We start from the raw sequence: 19,813 nt of genomic DNA, 5'->3' as shown, positions 1-19,813 counted from the left end.
ACAAGGTAGTGGTTTATTTCATTCGTCCTGCGAGCAATCGAAACCGCGCGAAAAAAGCGGACTCGACCATGGATTCCGGTAGAGAAAACACCGCGTTTTGCCGCAGAAAATGAATCCTTCCGCAAGCAGTAGTTGAGCCGTTTCACAGATACGAGATCTTCTCGCGCGCGGCGAGGAAAACTTCCCTATATTCCCCATCGGCCACGGTTCTCATCCGGGCCAATTCCTTTGTTTTCCTTTTACCGGGCCATTTGGCCCGCAGGGGTCATGGCTGTGAAAAACAATGCACTCGTGCACGACGTGCGCGAGGCAGGGACGCCTCGGCGCGAATTTTTGCGCAAATCCTTGTTGCTGGCACTGCCGGTAGCGCTCTACACGACGGGGATTCCCAAGGTTCTGGCCGCTGTCTACGCCCCTCCGGTCCGGGCCCGCGGCAGCACCACGCTCAATGTGAAGGACTGGGGCGCCCGCGGCGACGGCGCCACCGACGACACCACCGCTTTCCAGTACGCGATCGACGCGCTTCCCTCGACCGGTGGCACCGTGGTGGTGCCGGCGGGCGACTACGTCATCGACCCGACCCGCAATGTCCGCCTGCGCAGCAACATGCACCTGCTGTTGCAGGATGGCGCCCGCCTGCGCGCCAAGCGCAACGACAAGGAGCGCGCGTACGTGCTGATGGCCTACAAGGTCAGCAACGTGGAGATTTCCGGCGGCCAGATCATCGGCGACCGCGAAACCCATCTGGGTACGACCGGGGAATGGGGCCACGGCATCATGATCCGTGGTTCGTCCAAGGTCACCGTGCGCGACATCCATGTCTCCAAGTGCTGGGGCGACGGCATCTCGATCGGCGGTGCGATGGTCACCAACGCACCGACCATCCCCTGCAGCGACGTGGTCATCGCCAACGTGGTCTGCACCGGCAACCGCCGCCAGGGCCTGACCATCGGCCACGCGCTGGGGGTCAAGGTGTATGACAGTGAATTCAGCGATTGCAACGGCATCGCGCCGGCCTGCGGCATCGACATCGAGCCGGATGTCGGCGACCTGCGCACCACCTCCACCGTGCACATCGAGAACTGCCATATCCACGGCAACGCCGGCAACGGCATCCTGGTGTACAAGCGGGTGAAGGGCGTCACCATCAAGCGTTGCGTCATCGAGTACAACGGCGGGCACGGCATCCTGACCATCGGTCCGGACAGCGGCTACATCTCCCAGAACACCATCCGCCACAACTACCTGGTCGGCATGATGTTCGGCAGCGGGACGCGCAGCTACCAGTACAGCGGCAACATCTCGCGCAACAACAACACCCGCCTGCACGGGGTCCAGAAGACCGTCTATCCGCTGACCTACATGACCGGATTCGTCGACGGCAACAAGGGCAACGGCGCGCACGTGGCGCGGGTCAGCGACGTCTACGACATCCGGGTGACCAGCAACGGCTACGCCAAGTAATCGAACGGGCAAGTGAACTGGCGCTCAGCAGAATGACGAGCGCGTGCAGAGGCGGCCTCCGGGCCGCCTTTTTTCTGCCCGTTTGTTGGGCAACGTGCCGATTTGGTGGTGAGCGCGTGAACGATTTTGCGGGCTCGACTTTCTAGAATTGCGGCGACGCTTCCCCCCCCACGGCGCCTGCATGAAGTTCATCCTGTTCGCGAATACAGACTGGTACCTCTACAACTTCCGACTCTCCACCGCTTTGCAACTGCGCTCCATGGGCATGGAGGTGGTGATGGTGTCGCCACCGGGCGAGTTTGGCCATCGCTTCGAGCAGCACGGCATCCGCTGGCGGCCATTGCCGATGCAGCGCTCCAGCCTCAACCCCTGGCGCGAGGCCGGCACCCTGGCCCGGCTGATCGGCGTGCTGCGCGAAGAGCGGCCGGACCTGCTGCACAGCTTCACCCTCAAGTGCGCCGTTTATGGCGCGCTGGCGGCGCGCGCGGCCGGCGTGCCGGCGGTGGTGAACGCGGTCACCGGCCTGGGTTATGTTTTTTCCAGCGACCGGGCCAAGGCGCGCGTGCTGCGGCCGCTGGTGTCGCTGCTGATGCGCGGTGCGCTGGGGGGCGAGCATTCGCGGGTGATCCTGCAGAATCCGGACGATGCGCAGGCCTTCGCCGACGCGCGCCTGGCACCACCGCACAACATCCGCCTGATCCGAGGCTCCGGCGTGGATCTCAGCCGTTTCCTGCTGCGCGATGCCGACAGCGGCGGGCGGCGCCCGCTGCGGGTGCTGCTGGCCGCGCGCCTGCTGCGCGAGAAGGGCGTGTGCGAATACGCCGCCGCCGCGGAACGCCTCCGCGCGCAGGGCCGCGACGTCCGCTTCCTGCTCGCCGGCATGCCGGATCCGGGCAATCCGCATTCGGTACCCGCGGCCGAAGTCGAGGCCTGGCACGCGCGGGGCACGCTGGAGTGGCTGGGGCATGTCGAGGACATGCCGGCGCTGCTGCGTTCGGTCGATGTCATGGCACTGCCCAGCTATTACCGGGAAGGCGTGCCGAAGAGCCTGATCGAGGCCGGCGCCTGCGGCATCGCGCTGGTGACCACCAACCTGCCGGGTTGCCGCGAGGTGGTGAGCCGCGACGGCGAGGACGGCCTGCACGTGCAGCCGCGCAGCGCGGACTCGCTGGCGCGGGTGATCGCGCGCCTGGACGACGACCGCGATCTGCTGCGACGGCTGGGCGAACGCGCCCGCTCGCGCGCGCTCAGCGATTTCGACGAGAAGGTGGTCATCCGCAAGACCTGCGAGGTCTACGGCGAACTGGTGCCGTTGCAGTTGCAGGGAGCGATGGCGGGATGATGAACCGGATCCTGCCCATGCCGCTGCGTCCCGCCCTGAACGCGCTGTCCCTGTTGTGGCTCGCCACCGCCGCCGGCGCCGTGGCGGTATTCGCCGCGCAGACCCTGCTGGCACGCCGGTTCGGTCCGGCCGAATACGGCCTGTTCGCGTCCTCGCTCGCCACCATCACCCTGATCGCGCCGCTGGCCGGTTTCGGGCTGTCGCAGTTCCGGCTCAAGGTGTTCGGCACCGAGGGCTGGCAGGCCCAGCGCTGGCGACGCGCGTCAGAGCGCTTCATCGTCGCCAGCACCACGCTGGCGCTGATCGGCGTGGCGGCCTGGGCGGAGTGGGGGCCCCCGGTCGATGCCCGTACCCGGCAACTGCTGTGGCTGCTGCTGCCGGTGATCATCGGCCTGCTGGCGGTCGAGCAGATCGGCAGCAAGCTGCGCCTGGAGGAACGTCACGGCGCACTGGCCGCGTGGCAACTGTGGATGCCGCTGGGCCGACTGCTGGTGGCGGCGTATGCGCTGGCCTGGTCCGGCATGCGCATCGAAATGGTCGCGCTGGGCTACAGCGCGGTCGCGGTGCTGGCGGTGTTCGCCGCCATGCCGCAGTGGCGGTCGATGGCGCGCGGCGACTGGGCGCTGCGCGGCCACGGCGCGCAGGATATTTCCGCCTTGCAGGCGCTTCCGCCAGGCGTGCGCCAGCTGTGCGTGCAGGCGTGGCCGTACGGCATGGCGGCGGTGCTGTATCCGGTGTTCTTCCAGATCGGCACGGTGCTGCTGAAGTACCTGGCCGGAGATGCGGCGGCCGGCCACTTCGGCATCGCATTGGCGGTGATGACCGCGATCTACCTGTTCCCGACCACGGTCTACCAGAAGTTCCTGCTGTCCAAGCTGCACCGCTGGGCGGTGCATGACCGCCCCCGGTTCCGCCAGGTCTATCGCTGGGGCACCGTGGCCATGCTGGCCAGCGGCATCGTCGGCGGCATCGTGCTGGCGTTCGCCGCGCCGCTGGCGACGCAGGTCTTCGGCGCCGGCTATCGCACGGTGGTGCCGCTGCTGCAGGTGCTGGCGCTGTGCGTGCCGCTGCGCTTCCTGTCCACCGCGGTCGGCTCGGTGCTGCTCACCGAGGGTCACATGCGCTACCGGGTCTACGCGATGGCGCTGGCGGCGCTGGCGGCGGTGCTGTTGAACCTGGCGCTGATTCCCGCCTTCGCCGAGATGGGCGCGGCAATCGCCACCGTCATCGCCGAGGCGCTGCTGCTGGGCCTGATGTATCGCGGCGCCCGCCGGGTCGACGCACTGGAGCTGGACTGATGGACAAGCCCCGCGTCGCTTTCACCGGTTACTACGGGATGCGCAATTTCGGCGACGACCTGTTCGGCGTGATCTGCACGCGCGCGGCCGAACGCTACTGGAACGCCTCGCCGCGCCTGGTCGGCCCGCCGCTGGCCGGCATGGCCGGCGTCAGCACCGTGCCGGCGTTCTATCCGCTCGACTGGTACGGGGCGGGCGGGGCGCTGGGCAAGGGCAGCCGGCTGCTCAGTTTCGCCAGCGCGACCGTCGGTTCGGATGTGCTGGTGATGGGCGGCGGTTCCGTCATCACCGCGCGCGAATCGTTCCGCAAACCGATGATGCAGGCCGCACGCCGCCATCGCGGCCTGCGACTGTCCGCAATCGGGGTCTCGATCGGGCCCTTCGCGAACACCGAGCAGGAAGCCGCGGCCGCGTCCTTCCTGGATCGCTTCAGCTATCTGTCGGTGCGGGATCGCCGCTCGCACGAATGGATACAGCGCATGGGCCTGTCCGCGCATGCGCACGCCGGCTGCGATCTGGCGGTGCTGTTGCCGCGCCTGGTGTCGATGCCGGTGCGTGCGCAGCCCGAACCCGGCGCGCCCCTGCGCGTGGGCGTGGCGCCGTGCCGCTACACGGAAGGCGGCGCGCACGGCGCGCCGGCGATGCGCGCCTGGGAGGACGCGTTCGTCGAAACCCTCCTGGCCGAATCGCGCGTGCGCCGGCTGGTGGTGGATGTGTTCAGCCTCAACGAGCACCCGCGCCATGGCGACAGCGAACTGGCCGACACGATCGCGCGGCGCCTGCGCGAGGGCGGCGTCGCGGTCGAGCTGCTGCGCTATACCCAGCCGGATCCGCTGGCGATGGTGGCCGCCATCGGGCGTTGCGACGCGATGGTGAGCGCGCGCCTGCACGGCGCCATCGTCTCGTGGCTGTGCGGGGTGCCGTTCGCGATCGTCGACTACCACCGCAAGTGCCGCGATTTCGCCGATGACATCGGGCTGCCGCAGCGGCGGCGCATCACCACCGCGCAGGGGTATCCGTTCAGCGATGTGATCGCCACCTTGCTGCGCGAACGCCAACCGGAGTGCTCTTCACCCGCCCTGTACGCCGACCAGGCCGAGGACATATTCAAATGCGCACCATGGGCGCTGGAGCACGCACACGCATGAAGCCGCATCTTCCGCCGGATCCCTCCACCACCGCGCCGGTCAGCGTGGTGATTCCGTGCTATCGCTGCGCCGGCACGATTGCCGCGTCGGTAGCCTCGGTGGCCGCGCAGACCCGGCGCCCGGCGGAAGTCATCCTGGTCGACGACGCCAGCGGGGACGGCACCCTGGACGCGCTGCACGCGCTGGCCGAACTGCATCCGCCGGGCTGGGTGGTGGTGGTGGCCGCGCCCGCCAACGGCGGGCCGTCGCGCGCGCGCAACCTGGGCTGGGAGCGCGCCAGCCAACCGTACGTGGCCTTCCTCGACGCCGACGACACCTGGGCGCCGCAGAAGATCGCGCTGCAGATGGAGGTGCTGGAGGCGGATCCGGATCTGGCCCTGGTCGCGCATCGGATGGCGGTCCGCGAACGCGGCGCCAGGACCTTGCCGTTGCGCCCGCCGGTGCGCGCGACCGCGATCGGCCGCCGCCGCTTCCTGCTCAACAATCCGTTCCCGACCGCCTCGGTGGTGCTGCGCCGGGATCTGCCGTTCCGCTTCAACGAACGTTTCCGCCGGGTGGAGGATTTCCTGCTGTGGGCGGAGATAGGATTCTCCGGCTACCGCTGCGCCAAGCTCAACCAGGTGCTCGCGTACTGGCACAAGCCGACCTTCGGCGCCGGCGGCCTGAGCGCGGATCTGGACGCGATGCACCGCGCCGGCAAGGAAGTCCGGCGCGAGCTGCTGCGCAAGGGCCTGGTCACGCCCGCCGAACACTGGTTCGCGCGCAGCATCGGGCTGGTCCGGCGCACCCGTCGGCGCCTGCTGCTGGCCATGCGTTCGCGCCAGACCGGAATCGCCTCGTGAACACCGTCCAGGCCCGCTACCTGCAGGCCAGCCGGCGCAGCCAGGGCGAGGCGATGGCGCGCTGGTGGCTGGGCATGATCCTGCTGGGCGGGGTGGCGCTGTTCGCGTGCTGGCTGGTCGGCACCCGTCCGCTGGACATCGGCAGCGACACCGAGACCTATGCGGGCTTCTTCGAGAATCTGGTGCAGGGCATGCCGGAAACCCGGCTGGAACCGGGCTTCGTCTATCTGAGCTACGCCCTGTACAAGCTGGGACTGGGCGTCACCGGCTACCAGTTCGCCCTGTTCGGCCTGCTGCTGGTGATGGTCGCGCTGGCGGTGCGCCGCTACCGGTTCTACCTGGAAACGCCGGTGAGCTGGCAGACCCTGCTGTGCGCCTCGCTGATGCTGCTGTTCATCTCGCCGATGTTCACCAACGCCTCGATCAACGCGATCCGCCAGGGCCTGGCGGCGCCGCTGGTGTTCGTGGCCTTGCTCGGGTTCCATCGGCGGCGGTGGGGCACGTTCGCGCTGGCCGGCGCGCTCGCGGCCAGCCTGCACTTGTCGTCCGCCATGTACCTGGCCTGCGCGCCGGCGCTGTTGTTGAGCACGCGCTGGCTGCGCGTGGTCGCGGCGGGTGCGTTCCTGGCCTACGTTTCCGGACTCTCGATGCTGGCGGTGCGCGCCGGCGCGCCCGGCTTCTACGACGTGGTGATGGAGTACACCGCCAATCCGTTGTACCGATCCGGCGTGCGCATCGACTTCGCGGTATTCACCATCTTCTGGTACCTGCTGCCGCATTTTCTGGCGCCGCTGGTCCAGGCGCAGTGGCGCCAGCGCATCCTCGACAGCACCTCGGTCTATCTGGTGATGTCGCTGCCGTTCTTCCTGATCGGCTGGGGCTTCTTCTCCAACCGTTACCTGCTGCCGGCCTGGCTGGCGGTGTCGATGATCCTGGCGGCGGTGCTCTGCCACGCGCGCATCGCGCCGCTGCGCAACCCGCTGCTGATCCGGGCCGGCCTGCTGGCCTCCTGCGGGGTGTTCTACATCTACGTCAGCCGCGGAATCGTCATATGAGTGGAGGCGCGGCGTCGATGCTCCGGGAGTTCGCGGTTTCACTGACCTATCCACCCACGCTCACCCTGTCGTTGCTGGTGCTGGCGGCGCTGCTGTGGTGGTGGCGCCGTCGCCGGATCGGCGCGGGCGTGGCGATCGCGGCGGTGATGTGGTCGGCGCTGTGGTCATTTCCCTTCGCTTCCGACACCCTGCGCGGGCTGCTGGAATTCCGCTATCCGGTGGTCGAGGATGCGGCCGATCTTCCGCGCGCGGACGCCATCGTGGTGCTCGGCGGCGGCAGCCACTATGCATGGCTGGAAAGGCCCGACGTACGTCCCGAGCAATTGCGCTACAGCCGCCTGGCCGCCGGCGCGCGCGCCTGGCAGGCCGGACGCGCCCCGATCGTGATTCTCAGCGGAGGCGGCGAGGGCGACACCACCGAGGCGCGGCGCATGGCCAAGGCGATCGAGCGCCTCGGCGTGCCGCGCTCGGCGCTGGTGCTGGAAGAACGCAGCCGCAACACCCGCGACAACGCGCGCTACAGCCTGCCACTGGCCGGCCGCGAACATCCGCGCCTGCTGCTGGTGACCTCCACCCTGCACATGCCGCGCGCGGCCCTGCTGTTCGAGCAGGCGGGCGCGCGGGTCATGCCGGTACCCGTGCCCGAGGGCAGGGCGCCGCGCAGCTGGTGGCGCTACTGGCTGCCTTCGCAACGCGCCTTGTGGCGCAGCGGCCGCGCGTTCAAGGAAATCATTGCGCTCACCGCCGCCCATCTGCATTTGTGAAGGCCGCGTCTGAACAGGGCTGTGCGTGACCGTCCGGCGCTTCGCGCACGCGCGTTCATCCGCCATTGTCTTGCCGACGCCGTTCTTTTCACGCCGCGCTTGACACCATGCCCGAGCGGGCACGGCCATGCCGCGCCGCGCATCGTTTCCGCTGACAGAGGTGTGCGAGTGAAATCCCTATCCACTTCCTTGTTGCTGGCAGCGCTGCTGGCCGGTTGCGCGGGCCAGCACATGACCCACCGCGGTTCCGCCAATGGCGGCACCGTCGAGGGCAGCGACGCGCGCATGGTCGCGATCACGCCCGAACTGGTCGCCGCGCCGCGCCAGGCGGTCACGCTGCCGACCGAGCTTGCCGGTTACAAGCCCGAGATTTACCGCATCCAGCCCGGCGACACGATCCTCGTCACCGTCTGGGATCACCCGGAACTGACCACCCCCGCGGGCAACCAGCAGCAGGCCGTCACCAACGGTCGGCTGGTACAGCCCGATGGCACGTTCTTCTATCCGTACGCGGGCAAGATGAACGTCAAGGGCATGACCATCGAGGAACTGCGCAGCGGCCTGTCCACGCGTCTGGGGCAGTACCTGCGTTCCCCGCAGATCGACGTCAACGTGGTCGGCCACGGCGGACGCGTCGCCCTGCAGGGCGCGTTCGTCGACACCTCGCCACAGGAATTCACCACCGTGCCGCTGACGCTGGCGCAGGCGGTCGGCAAGGCGCGCATCAACGTGGAGGAAGCGGATCTCGCCGGCTTCGTGCTGACCCGCGACGGGCACGATTATCCGCTGGATCTGGATGCACTGAACCGGGACGGCAAGGTCGCCGCCGACGTTTACCTCAAGCCCGGTGATCGGCTGTACCTGCCGTTCAACGATCGCAAGGAGGTCTACGTGGTCGGCGAGGTGATGCGCCCGCAGGCGATCAACTTCAAGACCACCGACATGAGCCTGACCCAGGCGCTAGGCCGCACCGGCGGCCTGAACCCGACCACCGCCAAGGGCAGCGCGGTCTACGTGATCCGCGGCATGGAGGATCTGCAGCGCGAACCGGCCACCGTCTATCACCTGGACGCCGGTTCGCCCGCGGCCTTCGCGCTGGCGGATCGCTTCCCGCTGCGCGCCGGCGACGTGGTGTGGGTGGGACCGGCCGGCGTGACCCGCTGGAACCGCTTCCTGACCCAGTTGTTGCCGTTGTCGGGCATCATCAGCAACGCCGCGTCGGCGCAGTACGACTTCGACCGCAATTGATGGGGGGACCGGGTCGCGCCGCGTGACGCGGCCGACCCGGGAAAAGCGGACGACGACGGCGGAACCGCATCAAAAAACAAAGGCGACGGCCGTTTCCGACCGTCGCCTTTGCTCATGTGCCCTGCGAAAGGCTCCTGTGGAGAACCGAAGGGTCATCCAGGCGATCGACCGGCCCTTTGTCCACCGGGCGAGAAGCGGTGTGCCCGGCGTGGGTTCTCCTGTGGCTGCCGATGGTCCGTGGGTCCGGAAACTGCGGAAAACGAACCCCGCTGAATGTCGGCGTGACCGGCGTATCGTCAAAGGAGGGTGTGCCGGTGCCACGCGCCCACCATGCCTTCGGCAATGGCAAGAGCGGGTGGAGCCGGTGTGGCGAAAGCGTTATCGGCCGGCGCTGTTCAGGGCGCATTTGACGATATGAATACAGGCGGCGTGATATTCCTGCCGCTCGTCACGGGAGGCTAGGCACATGGGTTCGATCCATCCCCCAGCGCGCCGCTGGTATCGCTGCGAAGTCGTCGATGTCCAGGCCGAATTGAGGTACTGGAAACTGGAATACGTGTCCCACGACTTCCATGAACCGGGCACGTCGTTCTCACGCTACGAGCCGGTGCTCAGGTTCGCCTACGACGCCTACCTGCGCCATCACGCGCAGCCGCTGGCCGACGTCATCGACGTCCTCCACCACAAGTACGTCGAGACCTTCGACAGCTGGAGCATGCTGCCGTGGCCGCGCGCCGAGGCCGTCCTGCGCGAAGTCTGGCTGCGCATGGGCGCGCCGCTGGAAAGCCTGCGGGTCACGCCGCCGGTCGAACGCGACTCGCGCCTGCGCCTGCATTGATCCGGGAACGCGATCGACGCGTTCCCCGGATCCGCCGCACCTTCACTTCAGCCGTTCGAGCACCGCGTTGGCCACGCCGATCGCGGAGGCCGGATTCTGGCCGGTGACGAGTTCGCGATCGATCACCACGTTGGCGGCCCAGGCTGAAGTGTTGCTGACGTGGCGCGCACCGGCCGTTTCCAGCGCGGTCTGCGGGTAGAACTTCATCTCGCCACCGCCCAGCGCGCCCTTGGCCTGTTCCTCCTCCTGGTTGCTGATCACCGTGAACCGGTAACCGGCATAGATCCAGTCGGCCGGTGCCGCCGGCTTGCCGCCCGCTTCCAGCGCGCCGATGAAGGCCCCGTTGCCCGGCAGGGTCGACAGCAATGCGATCGGGCCGTGGCAGACCAGCGCGGTGGTCTTGCCGCGGCCGTGGAAGTCCGCCAGCAGGCGGCCCATCGCCGGCGAGGCCAGCAGATCCTGCATGGGTGCATGGCCGCCGGGCACGTACACCGCGTCGAACTGGCCGTAGCCCATCTGTTCGATCCGGGCCAGGCTCAGCACCGGCGATTGCGCCGGCCGGGTCAGGGCCAATCGGTCGAGCAGATCCCGGTGCGCCTTCAGCGCGCCGGCGTCGCCGCCGAAGTACATCGGGTCCAGCGAGCCCCGATCGACCGTCGGCGCCACGCCGGACGGGGTGGCGAAGGTCACCTGGTGGCCCGCGTCCAGGAACAGCTTGACCGGCTGCATCAGTTCGTTGAGGTAGAAGCCGGTCGGGAAGACCCGGCCGTCCTTGAGATCCAGGTGGTCCGCATCGGACAGCACGACCAGCACATGGGCCGCGTCGGCATGCGCGGCGGGAAGCGCCAGTGCGACGGCCGCGGCCAGGATTTTGAGTGATTTCATGAAGTGTTCCTTGAGAATTCGCCGGCTCGGCGGAAGTGGCCGCCACTCTATTTCGTGCCCAAACCGGGATAAACTCGCTCACTGGCAATTTATTTTTCCTTTCGAGGCAAAGATGGCGCGCCGGTTCGATCACCTGGGTGACGCGGAGGTCTTCGTGATCGTGGTGGAGCAGGGATCGCTGACCGCCGCAGCGGTCGCCCTGGGCACCACGCCCTCGGTCATCAGCCGCGCCATCGCGCGGCTGGAAACCCGCCTCGGCAATCAGTTGCTGCGGCGAACCACCCGCCGGCTGGGATTGACCGAGGCCGGCCAGCTGTACATGGAGCAGGCGCGTGCGGCGTTCGCGCTGTTCGACGAAGCCGAGCGCACGGTGCAGGGCAGGTCGGGCACTTTGGCCGGACGCGTGCGGCTGAGCGTGCCCACCACCTACGGGCATTACCGGCTGCCGGAAAAGCTGGCGCGTTTCTCGCGCGAGCATCCGCAGGTGCACATCGAACTCAACATCTCCAACCGCAACGTCGATCTGGTGGCCGAAGGCTTCGACCTGGCGGTGCGGCTGGGCGCGTTGCCCGACAGCGGGCTGGCCGCGCGCCGGCTGGAGGATGCCGCGCTGTGCATGGTCGCATCACCCGATTACCTGCGCCGCGTCGGCACGCCGACCCGAAGGGAGCAACTGGCCGAGCACGCCTGCATCCCGTTCGTGATGCCCAGCAGCGGGCGCATCGCGCCCTGGTTGTTCCGCGAAGACGGACGTGACCTGGAATGGACGCCGCCGGATCGGCTGACCGTATCGGACGACGTGCTTGGCGTGGTGTCGCTGGCCGGCGGCGGCGCCGGTATCTGCCAGACCTACGATTTCATCGCCGACGGCCATCTTCGCGAGGGCCGCCTGGTCGAGGTGCTGCCGCAACTGCGTGGACGCTCGCGTCCGTTTTCGCTGATCTACGCACCGCATCGTCGCTTGTCGGCGGCATCGCGCACCCTGATCGACAGCCTGTCGAAGAGCGGCGAAGCGGCCACGGACTGATTCGGCGCGGCCACTCAACGCGCCGCCGGCGCATGGCGCTCCCAGTAACCGTCTTGCGGCGGAATCTGCTGGACCACATCCACGCTTACGCCGGCGGGATCCCGGGTCATGAAGCGCCGCTGGCCCCACGGTTCATCGGTGAGTGGATGCAGAATCGGCGCGCCTTCCCGACGGAGCTTGTCGTACAGCAGCGACGCATCCGCCACCTCGACGGTCAGCAGCATGCCTTCGCCATTGAAGACCTCGGCTCCCGGCGGGCGGGAAGGATGATCCGGGGTCATGAACGCCAGGGTGGCGCCACGACCGTCGCCATCGGCGGGACCGGACAGATAGACGAACCAGTTGGCTTCGAACAGGACTCGGAATCCGAAATGCCGCACATGGAAATCACGCGCGGCGGTCATCGCCGGCGTGGTGATCAGCGGATACAGGTCGCGCACGCGCACCGTGGAAGGCGGGGTGTCCGGTGGCTCGGGCGCCGTCGCGGCGCCTGGCAGCGGAAGCGCGCCGGCCAGCAGCAGGATGGGAAGGACTCGGGACATTGGCATCGGGCGTTCCTCGGTGGAAGGGAAGAAAGCCGACGCGTTCCGTCGCCGGCTCCGCCACGATGCACGGCTCAGATTGACAGCAGTTGCTCGATTGCGCGCACCGCGACCCGCGCGCCATCCTCCGCCCGCATGCGCTGGCCGAGTTCGGCCGCGCGCGCACGGGTATCCGTCCGGTCGGCGAACGCGATCACCCGCGCCAGCGCGGAGGCCTCCAGTCGTTTTCCGTTCACCGCCGGACCGGCCACGCCCAGGCGGCGCAGCCGATCCGCCCAGAACGGCTGATCGCCGGCGAACGGCACCACCACCGAAGGCACGCCGGCGCGGGTGGCCGAATGACTGGTGCCCGAGCCACCGTGATGGACCACCAGCGAGGTGCGCGGGAACAACCAGTCGTGCGGCGTCTCGTCGACGATGAAGAAGTTGTCCGGCAGCGCGTCGCGCGCCACGCCGCTCCAGCCCGGATGGAACAACGCGCGCCGGCCCGCGACGGCGTCGACCATCGCCCGGACCAGCCGGGGGCGGTCGAAACCGGCCATGCTGCCGAAGCCCAGGTAGATCGGCGGTTCGCCCGCGTCGAGCCAGCGCTCCAGCGCGGGCGGTGGTGTCCACGCCGGCGCCGGCAGCGTCCATTGGCCACAGACCCGCGCATTGTCCGGCCAATCCGCCGGTTGCGGCAGCAGGGTGGGGGACACGCCATACAGCATGGGATGTTCGGTCCACAGCCGCTTTCTCGCCGGCAACGCCAACACACGCGCGCGCGCCTCGTTGGTGCTGCTGCGGAAAGCGCGCCAGAGCAGGCCGTTGACGAATCGATGGCTGAACGCGTTCAACGCGTGCGGAACGGGAGCGGATGCCAGGAAAGGCGAGACGAAATCGCGGGTGGGCGTGATCGGAATCAGGCCCGCACCGATGGCCGGAATGTCCAGCGCCTCGGCAACCGAAAGCCCGGCGAACGCCGCCAGCCCGGAGACGATCAGCGCATCGCATCCCGTCGCCGCATCCCGGATCTCGCCCATCCAGCGCATGACGTTGGCGTTGGCGATATCGGCCAGCGCCCGGGCGGTGCGGTTGAAGCCGCCCTTGCGGTCGACCGCCGTCGCCAGCGCCTGTCCGGGCGAAAGCGCGCCGCGGATGTCGCCGGACAACGGGGTTGCCGCCAGGCCGGCGGCATGGGCGGAGCCGAGCGTGGCCGCGTCGGCGAGCAGCCGGGTGTCGTGGCCGGCGGCATTCAGCGCCAGGCACAGCGCGGCCAGGGGACGGGTATCGCCTTCGGTACCATAGGTTGCAACCGCGAACTTCATGGGAGTCTCCGGACGCCGGACGACCCGGCGGATGGACAGAAATAAATGTGCACGACGTATACTAATTTACATCGTATACCCGATGTAAGAGGCAGGCCCCATGGATGAAACCGCGGAACCCGGGCGCCGGGCGCGCAAGCGCGCGCGGATGCTGGACCTGTTGACCGGCACCGCCGCCCGCCTGTTCGAGCAACAGGGCTACGAGGCGGTGACCATGGAACAGATCGCGGCCGAAGCCGACGTCGCCAAGCGCACGCTGTACAACCACTTCCCGACCAAGGAAGCGCTGCTGGCGCGCTGGCTGGATACCGAACTGGAGAAGGATCTGGCGCACCTGGCCGACAGCATCGCCCGCCGCCGGAGCTTCGCCTCGCGGGCGGCCTGCATCCTCGACGCCTCAGCGGCGTGGTGCAGCGCGCATCCGGAACACCTGATGGCCTATCTGCGCTACCGCTTCACCAGCCTCGGCAACGAGGCGGAGCAGGCGGACATCGGCGATGGCGGCATCGTCGCGCTGTGGCAGCGCCTGATCGCCGCGGCGCAGGAGAGCGGCGAACTGGGCGACAGGTTCCCGCCCGCGCAACTGGCGACCTGGTTCCACCACCTGTACCTGGCCGCGCTGCTGCGCTGGCTGACCGTGCCGGGACTTTCGCTGCAACGCGAGTTTGCCGACGCCGCGCGCCTGTTCGTGGACGGCGCGGCGGCACGCTGAACGGCGCGCCGCCCGTGCGCGTCAGTGCCGCTGGCGCGGATCCCGGCCCAATTGGCGATACAGGGTGCTGCGGCTGATGCCCAGTTGGCGCGCCGCGCGGGCGACGTTGCCGTCGCAGGCTTCCACCGCCGCGCGCATGGCCGCGCGGGTCATCGAATCCAGCGGCGCGGATGCGGGCGGCGCGACAACGGCGGGCGTATCCATGCGCGCCTGCAGGTAGGCGGGCAGGGCATCGGCGCCGATCAGGCTGCCGGGTTCGCTCAGGGCGGCGAGGGTGCGCAGGCTCGCCACCAGTTGGCGCAGGTTGCCGGGCCAGGCATAGCGCGCGAGCCGTTCGACCGCCTCGTCGGAAAGCCGGCGCCCCTGGCCGATGCGCTGCCACAGTGAATGCACCAGCCCTTCGCGTCCGGGCTGTTCGCGCAGCGGCGCCAGTTCGACCAGATGATGGGAAATGCGGTAGTAGAGATCGGCCCGGAAGCGGCCTTCGGCCACCGCGTCTTCCAGTCGCCGGTGGGTCGCGCAGACCAGGGCGAAATCCAGTTTGACCGGCTTGCCGCCGCCCAGCGGCGACAGTTCGCGATCCTGCAGGACGCGCAGCAGGCGCGGTTGCAACGCCAGCGGCATGTCGCCGATTTCGTCCAGGAACAGGATCCCGCCGTCGGCCTGCCGCAGCAGGCCGATGCTGCCGTCCTTGCGCGCGCCGGTGAAGGCACCGCTCTCGTAGCCGAACAGTTCGGCCTCGATCAGCCCCTCCGGCAGCGCGGCGCAATTGACCGCCACGAAGGGTTTGCCGGCGCGGGCGCTGCGCCGGTGCAGTTCGCGCGAGAACACTTCCTTGCCGGTGCCGGTCTCGCCCAGCACCAGCACCGGAATGCCGGCATCGAGCACGCGGCAGGCGCGTCCCAGTTCGGCTTCCAGTTTCGCGTCGAACAGCGGTGCGCCGGCTTCGGTTCCCGAACCGGACGCCGACACCGTGATTGGCGATGCCGCGCGGGCGCGCCGCGAGTGGGTCGGCCCATCGACGTGTCCGTGCAGCAGGCGGCCGCTGCGGTCCTGTAGGACGCCGTCGTCGCGCAGGCGTGACAGCGCGCCGTCGAACATCGCCTCGTAGGAGGCGCGCCCGAGATCGGCCCGCTCCAGTCCGAACAGCGCCAGCCCGGCCCGGTTGGCCGCCACCAGCCGCCCGTTGCGGAACGCCAGCAGACCCTCGCGCGCACTGCCCAGCAGCGCCGGGTTGGCATGCACGCGCAGCAGGTCGGCGTCGGTGATGCCTTCGTCGAAGTAGCGGTGTTCGATGTTGGCGACCGCCAACTGCGCCAGACCGAGTGCGTGCATGGGCGCGACCATCGCGTCGCCGGAGATGTCCAGCACGCCGACCATGCGCCCAAACGGATCGAACACCGGCGCGGCCGAGCAGTTGAGGATGCGGTGCGGCGCCGCGTAGTGCTCGGCGCCGCGCACTTCGACCGCGCGGGCGTCGGCGATCGCGGTGCCGATCGCGTTCGTGCCCACCCGCGCTTCGTTCCAGCACGCGCCCGGCATCAGTGCGACCCGGCCGGCCTTGTCGAGGAATTCGGCGTTGCCCTCGGCGTCGAGGATCCAGCCTTCGGCATCGGTGAGGATGACGATGCTGCCAGTATTGGCGGCGTCGGCGGCGAGCATTTCGACCTCGGCGCGCGCCAGTCGCCAGAGCTGTTCGTGCTGCTCGCGCAGGGTACGCAGGCGGGGCGCGTCGATCGGTTCGATCGCCGGGCGCGCATTCGCCGCCAGTCCCAGGCCCAGGCAGCGCCGCCACGATTGCAGGATGGCCGGCGGTACCTGGCCCACCGGCGTGCGCCCGGCCTCGAAGAAGGCGCGCCGGGCCTGCGCGATGCGTTGCTCGTCGGGTGGAGCGGATGGTCGGGACATGCCGGAAGTCCTCGCCGGGCGATGTGTCGCATTTTGCGACAGGAAAACCGCCCGCTGTCCCGATACACAGCACACCCGCGGACACTCCGCAAGCGACACGCTTGTTGCGTTGCCGCAGCGGCGACGCGGTTTCCTTGCGGAATGGCGGCGTAGCGGCGTGGCGCGGCGCAGCAACAAAAGCTGGCACGCGGCCTGCGTTGGACGGGAACCCCAACCGAACAAGCCAGGAGATTCCGATGAACGCAGTCGCCGCCCCCCGTCCACAGGCCGTGGACCCGTCCGCCATCTTCAAGCAGCGCTACGCCAACTTCATCGGCGGGCGCTGGGTGGAACCTCGTTCGGGGCAGTATTTCGACAACACCAGTCCGGTCAACGGCAAGGTGTTCACCCAGGTGCCGCGTTCCAACGCCGACGACATCGAGGCCGCGCTGGACGCCGCGCACGCCGCGCGCGAGGCGTGGGGCAAGGCTTCGGTGACCGAGCGTGCGAACGTGCTGCTGCGGATTGCCGATCGCATCGAGCAGAACCTGGAACTGCTGGCGCACGCCGAGACCTGGGACAACGGCAAGCCGATCCGGGAAACCCTCAATGCCGACATTCCGCTGTGCGCGGATCATTTCCGCTACTTCGCCGGCGCCATCCGCGCGCAGGAAGGCGGCATCAGCGAAATCGATCACGACACCATCGCCTATCACTTCCACGAGCCGCTGGGGGTGGTGGGGCAGATCATCCCCTGGAACTTCCCGCTGCTGATGGCCTGCTGGAAGCTCGCGCCCGCGCTGGCCGCCGGCAACTGCGTGGTGCTCAAGCCGGCCGAACAGACCCCGGCCAGCATCCTGGTGCTGATGGAGATCATCGGCGATCTGCTGCCGGCGGGCGTGCTCAACGTGATCAATGGCTTCGGCCTGGAAGCCGGCAAGCCGCTGGCCAGCAGCCCGCGCATCGCCAAGATCGCCTTCACCGGCGAGACCACGACCGGCCGGCTGATCATGCAGTACGCCAGCCAGAACCTGATCCCGGTGACCCTGGAACTGGGCGGCAAGTCGCCCAACATTTTCTTCGCCGACGTCATGGCCGAGGACGACGATTTCCTGGACAAGGCGATCGAGGGCTTCGTGCTGTTCGCCTTCAACCAGGGCGAGGTCTGTACCTGTCCGTCGCGGGCGCTGATCCAGGAATCGATCTACGAAAAGTTCATGGAGCGCGCGCTCAAGCGCGTCGCCGCGATCAAGCAGGGCAATCCGCTGGATCCCAACACGATGGTCGGCGCGCAGGCGTCCAGCGAACAATTGGAGAAGATCCTGTCGTACATCGACATCGGCCGGCAGGAAGGCGCCGAAGTGTTGATCGGCGGTGCCCGCAACGAGCAGGGCGGTGATCTGGCCGGCGGCTATTACGTGCAGCCGACGGTGTTCAAGGGCCATAACCGGATGCGCATCTTCCAGGAAGAGATCTTCGGCCCGGTGGTCTCGGTCACCACCTTCAAGGACGAGGCCGAAGCGCTGGCGATCGCCAACGACACCCTGTACGGGCTGGGCGCCGGCGTCTGGAGCCGCGACGCGGCGCGGTTGTACCGGATGGGCCGTGGCATCCAGGCCGGACGGGTGTGGACCAACTGCTACCACGCCTATCCCGCGCACGCGGCCTTCGGCGGCTACAAGCAATCCGGCATCGGCCGCGAGAACCACCGGATGATGCTGGACCACTACCAGCAAACCAAGAACCTGCTGGTCAGCTATTCGCCCAAGGCACTGGGTTTCTTCTGAGCCGTCGCGCGGGCGCCTTCCGACCGACGGCGCCCGCGCGTGTTTCCCGATTGATTGGAATCAACGAGCCGGGGAGGCCACCGCGCTACGGTGGTCCCGGCGCAACCAACAGGAGAAATGCGTGGACAAGACAATGAAAGCCGCCGTGGTTCGCGAGTTCGGCAAGCCGCTGGTCATCGAAGAGGTGACCGTGCCACGTCCCGCCGCCGGCGACTTGCTGGTGAAGATCGAAGCCTGCGGCGTCTGCCATACCGATCTGCACGCGGCCGAAGGCGACTGGCCGGTCAAGCCGAACCCACCATTCATTCCGGGCCACGAGGGCGTGGGCCACGTGGTGGCCGTGGGTGCCGGCGTCACCCATGTGAAGGAGGGCGATCGGGTCGGCATTCCCTGGCTGTATTCGGCCTGCGGGCATTGCGAACACTGCCTGGGCGGCTGGGAAACCCTGTGCGAGCAGCAACAGAACACCGGCTATTCGGTCAACGGCGGATTCGCCGAATACGCGCTGGCCAACGCCGATTATGTGGGGCATGTGCCGAAGGGGATCGGTTTCGTCGAGATCGCGCCGGTGCTGTGCGCGGGCGTGACCGTCTACAAGGGACTCAAGGTGACTGATACCCGTCCCGGCAATTGGGTAGTGATCTCCGGCATCGGCGGTTTGGGGCACATGGCGGTGCAGTACGCGCGGGCAATGGGCTTGAACGTCGCCGCCGTGGACGTGGACGACGCCAAACTCGATCTCGCCAGGCGCCTCGGCGCCACCGTCACCGTCAACGCCAGGACCACCGATCCGGTGGCCTACCTGAAAAAGGAAATCGGTGGCGCGCACGGCGCGCTGGTCACCGCGGTCTCGCCCAAGGCGTTCGAGCAGGCGATCGGCATGGTCCGGCGCGGCGGCACGGTGTCGCTCAACGGATTGCCGCCAGGCCAGTTCCCGCTCGATATCTTCGGCATGGTGCTCAACGGGGTGACCGTGCGCGGCTCCATCGTCGGCACCCGTCTGGATCTGCAGGAGTCGCTGGACTTCGCCGCGCTCGGCAAGGTCAAGGCGACGGTCTCCACCGATCGGCTGGAGAACATCAACCAGGTGTTCCAGCGCATGCACCAGGGCCAGATCGAGGGCCGGGTGGTGCTGGATCTGGCCGCCTGAGTTTGCCGTTCAAAGGCACCGCCCGTGACCGAGGCCTCGTCCACCGCAAATCCCCCTCCCTTGCAGGTGATGGCGACGCTGCCGGCGTTGCAGCTGATCCAGACGCTGCGCGCCCGGCACGGGCCGGTGCTGTTCCATCAGTCCGGTGGTTGCTGCGACGGTTCCTCGCCGATGTGTTTCCCGGTCGGCGACTTCATCGTCGGCGACCGCGACGTGCAACTGGGCGAGATCGGCGGCGCGCCGTTCTACATCAGCCCTTCCCAGTTCGAGTACTGGAAGCACACCCAGTTGATCATCGATGTCGTGCCGGGGCGCGGTGGCATGTTCTCGCTGGAGAACGGGGAGGGCGTGCGCTTCCTCGTCCGTTCCCGCCTGTTCACCGACGAGGAGTACCTCGCGCTGGAGCGGGCAGGGCGGGTCTGATTTCGTGACGCGCCTCGCCGCTCGAACCCGGGCGGCCGCCTTTCTTCTTTTCGACGCAGCCATCCCAGATAACCAAAGATCATTTGCTTTACGT

The 19,813-nt window shown here is 68.2% G+C and carries 18 protein-coding genes; 14 read left to right on the top strand and 4 right to left on the bottom strand.

Features of this window, described 5'->3' with window-relative positions; all coding sequences use genetic code 11:
* The first annotated feature begins 333 nt into the window (after positions 1–333).
* The 9 genes from FHW78_RS00540 (at position 334) to FHW78_RS00500 (ending at position 9,999) form a co-directional block, all read left to right on the top strand.
* Positions 334–1,464: a right-handed parallel beta-helix repeat-containing protein gene (locus tag FHW78_RS00540; RefSeq protein WP_183636363.1), complete on the top strand. Its 1,131-nt coding sequence runs from the start codon at positions 334–336 to the stop codon at positions 1,462–1,464.
* A gap of 181 nt (positions 1,465–1,645) precedes the next feature.
* A complete protein-coding gene (locus tag FHW78_RS00535; RefSeq protein WP_183636361.1) occupies positions 1,646–2,806 on the top strand; it encodes a glycosyltransferase family 4 protein in 1,161 nt (386 codons plus the stop codon).
* A 17-nt stretch (positions 2,807–2,823) separates the two neighbouring features.
* Complete coding sequence (locus FHW78_RS00530) at positions 2,824–4,104, top strand: polysaccharide biosynthesis C-terminal domain-containing protein (RefSeq protein WP_183636359.1); 1,281 nt, start codon at positions 2,824–2,826, stop codon at positions 4,102–4,104.
* Complete coding sequence (locus FHW78_RS00525; protein ID WP_183636356.1) at positions 4,104–5,252, top strand: polysaccharide pyruvyl transferase family protein; 1,149 nt, start codon at positions 4,104–4,106, stop codon at positions 5,250–5,252. The genes FHW78_RS00530 and FHW78_RS00525 overlap by 1 nt, the downstream gene beginning before the upstream one ends.
* The gene (locus FHW78_RS00520; RefSeq protein WP_183636351.1) at positions 5,249–6,094 is read left to right on the top strand and encodes a glycosyltransferase family 2 protein; all 846 of its coding nucleotides are present in this window, start codon (positions 5,249–5,251) and stop codon (positions 6,092–6,094) included. Before FHW78_RS00525 ends, FHW78_RS00520 begins: the two co-directional genes overlap by 4 nt.
* Complete coding sequence (locus FHW78_RS00515) at positions 6,091–7,149, top strand: EpsG family protein (protein WP_183636348.1); 1,059 nt, start codon at positions 6,091–6,093, stop codon at positions 7,147–7,149. The genes FHW78_RS00520 and FHW78_RS00515 overlap by 4 nt, the downstream gene beginning before the upstream one ends.
* On the top strand, positions 7,146–7,913 hold the full coding sequence (locus tag FHW78_RS00510; RefSeq protein WP_183636345.1) for a YdcF family protein: 768 nt from the start codon (positions 7,146–7,148) through the stop codon (positions 7,911–7,913). The genes FHW78_RS00515 and FHW78_RS00510 overlap by 4 nt, the downstream gene beginning before the upstream one ends.
* A 168-nt stretch (positions 7,914–8,081) precedes the next feature.
* Positions 8,082–9,161: a polysaccharide biosynthesis/export family protein gene (locus FHW78_RS00505; protein WP_318289099.1), complete on the top strand. Its 1,080-nt coding sequence runs from the start codon at positions 8,082–8,084 to the stop codon at positions 9,159–9,161.
* 466 nt (positions 9,162–9,627) lie between these two features.
* Positions 9,628–9,999 (top strand): hypothetical protein, encoded by a 372-nt coding sequence (locus FHW78_RS00500; RefSeq protein WP_183636343.1) that lies wholly within the window; start codon positions 9,628–9,630, stop codon positions 9,997–9,999.
* A gap of 42 nt (positions 10,000–10,041) precedes the next feature.
* Here the strand turns inward: FHW78_RS00500 and FHW78_RS00495 are convergent, their stop codons facing one another.
* On the bottom strand, positions 10,042–10,884 hold the full coding sequence (locus tag FHW78_RS00495; protein WP_183636340.1) for a type 1 glutamine amidotransferase domain-containing protein: 843 nt from the start codon (positions 10,882–10,884) through the stop codon (positions 10,042–10,044).
* Between the two features lie 112 nt (positions 10,885–10,996).
* Here FHW78_RS00495 and FHW78_RS00490 point away from each other — a divergent pair, with 112 nt between their 5' ends.
* The gene (locus tag FHW78_RS00490; RefSeq protein WP_183636337.1) at positions 10,997–11,911 is read left to right on the top strand and encodes a LysR family transcriptional regulator; all 915 of its coding nucleotides are present in this window, start codon (positions 10,997–10,999) and stop codon (positions 11,909–11,911) included.
* Between the two features lie 14 nt (positions 11,912–11,925).
* Here the strand turns inward: FHW78_RS00490 and FHW78_RS00485 are convergent, their stop codons facing one another.
* Both FHW78_RS00485 and FHW78_RS00480 read right to left on the bottom strand, forming a co-directional pair.
* Entirely contained in the window at positions 11,926–12,453 is a 528-nt protein-coding gene (locus tag FHW78_RS00485; RefSeq protein WP_218533726.1) for a VOC family protein, read from the bottom strand.
* A gap of 74 nt (positions 12,454–12,527) precedes the next feature.
* A complete protein-coding gene (locus FHW78_RS00480) occupies positions 12,528–13,760 on the bottom strand; it encodes a glycosyltransferase (protein ID WP_183636334.1) in 1,233 nt (410 codons plus the stop codon).
* A 100-nt stretch (positions 13,761–13,860) separates the two neighbouring features.
* Between FHW78_RS00480 and FHW78_RS20115 the strand changes: the two genes are divergently transcribed.
* Positions 13,861–14,472: a TetR/AcrR family transcriptional regulator gene (locus FHW78_RS20115; protein WP_183636331.1), complete on the top strand. Its 612-nt coding sequence runs from the start codon at positions 13,861–13,863 to the stop codon at positions 14,470–14,472.
* A 21-nt stretch (positions 14,473–14,493) separates the two neighbouring features.
* Here FHW78_RS20115 and FHW78_RS00470 read toward each other — a convergent pair whose 3' ends face one another.
* Positions 14,494–16,380 (bottom strand): sigma-54-dependent Fis family transcriptional regulator, encoded by a 1,887-nt coding sequence (locus tag FHW78_RS00470; RefSeq protein ID WP_183636328.1) that lies wholly within the window; start codon positions 16,378–16,380, stop codon positions 14,494–14,496.
* Between the two features lie 236 nt (positions 16,381–16,616).
* Between FHW78_RS00470 and adh the strand changes: the two genes are divergently transcribed.
* From adh to FHW78_RS00455, 3 genes are all read left to right on the top strand, one after another.
* Complete coding sequence (gene adh / locus FHW78_RS00465) at positions 16,617–18,146, top strand: aldehyde dehydrogenase (RefSeq protein ID WP_183636326.1); 1,530 nt, start codon at positions 16,617–16,619, stop codon at positions 18,144–18,146.
* Positions 18,147–18,267: 121 nt separating this feature from the next.
* The gene (adhP, locus tag FHW78_RS00460; RefSeq protein WP_183636324.1) at positions 18,268–19,296 is read left to right on the top strand and encodes an alcohol dehydrogenase AdhP; all 1,029 of its coding nucleotides are present in this window, start codon (positions 18,268–18,270) and stop codon (positions 19,294–19,296) included.
* Positions 19,297–19,365: 69 nt separating this feature from the next.
* Positions 19,366–19,719, top strand: coding sequence for a DUF779 domain-containing protein (locus FHW78_RS00455; RefSeq protein ID WP_183641027.1), 354 nt, complete (start codon positions 19,366–19,368; stop codon positions 19,717–19,719).
* Positions 19,720–19,813: the final 94 nt, after the last annotated feature.

This window comes from Pseudoxanthomonas sp. OG2 (assembly GCF_014192765.1).
Classification (GTDB): domain Bacteria; phylum Pseudomonadota; class Gammaproteobacteria; order Xanthomonadales; family Xanthomonadaceae; genus Pseudoxanthomonas_A; species Pseudoxanthomonas_A beigongshangi.
Note: the sequence above shows the minus strand (reverse complement) of the source record. Positions and strands in the feature narration are given on the sequence as shown.

What these genes read in the sequence shown, in the direction of transcription:
- FHW78_RS00535 (WP_183636361.1), top strand. Translation starts at nt 1,646, where the DNA reads ATGAAGTTCATCCTGTTCGCGAATACAGACTGGTACCTCTACAACTTC.
- FHW78_RS00530 (WP_183636359.1), top strand. Translation starts at nt 2,824, where the DNA reads ATGCCGCTGCGTCCCGCCCTGAACGCGCTGTCCCTGTTGTGGCTCGCC.
- FHW78_RS00525 (WP_183636356.1), top strand. Translation starts at nt 4,104, where the DNA reads ATGGACAAGCCCCGCGTCGCTTTCACCGGTTACTACGGGATGCGCAAT.
- FHW78_RS00520 (WP_183636351.1), top strand. Translation starts at nt 5,249, where the DNA reads ATGAAGCCGCATCTTCCGCCGGATCCCTCCACCACCGCGCCGGTCAGC.
- FHW78_RS00510 (WP_183636345.1), top strand. Translation starts at nt 7,146, where the DNA reads ATGAGTGGAGGCGCGGCGTCGATGCTCCGGGAGTTCGCGGTTTCACTG.
- FHW78_RS00500 (WP_183636343.1), top strand. Translation starts at nt 9,628, where the DNA reads ATGGGTTCGATCCATCCCCCAGCGCGCCGCTGGTATCGCTGCGAAGTC.
- FHW78_RS00495 (WP_183636340.1), bottom strand. Translation starts at nt 10,884, where the DNA reads ATGAAATCACTCAAAATCCTGGCCGCGGCCGTCGCACTGGCGCTTCCC.
- FHW78_RS00490 (WP_183636337.1), top strand. Translation starts at nt 10,997, where the DNA reads ATGGCGCGCCGGTTCGATCACCTGGGTGACGCGGAGGTCTTCGTGATC.
- FHW78_RS00485 (WP_218533726.1), bottom strand. Translation starts at nt 12,453, where the DNA reads ATGTCCCGAGTCCTTCCCATCCTGCTGCTGGCCGGCGCGCTTCCGCTG.
- FHW78_RS00480 (WP_183636334.1), bottom strand. Translation starts at nt 13,760, where the DNA reads ATGAAGTTCGCGGTTGCAACCTATGGTACCGAAGGCGATACCCGTCCC.
- FHW78_RS20115 (WP_183636331.1), top strand. Translation starts at nt 13,861, where the DNA reads ATGGATGAAACCGCGGAACCCGGGCGCCGGGCGCGCAAGCGCGCGCGG.
- FHW78_RS00470 (WP_183636328.1), bottom strand. Translation starts at nt 16,380, where the DNA reads ATGTCCCGACCATCCGCTCCACCCGACGAGCAACGCATCGCGCAGGCC.
- adh (WP_183636326.1), top strand. Translation starts at nt 16,617, where the DNA reads ATGAACGCAGTCGCCGCCCCCCGTCCACAGGCCGTGGACCCGTCCGCC.
- FHW78_RS00455 (WP_183641027.1), top strand. Translation starts at nt 19,366, where the DNA reads ATGGCGACGCTGCCGGCGTTGCAGCTGATCCAGACGCTGCGCGCCCGG.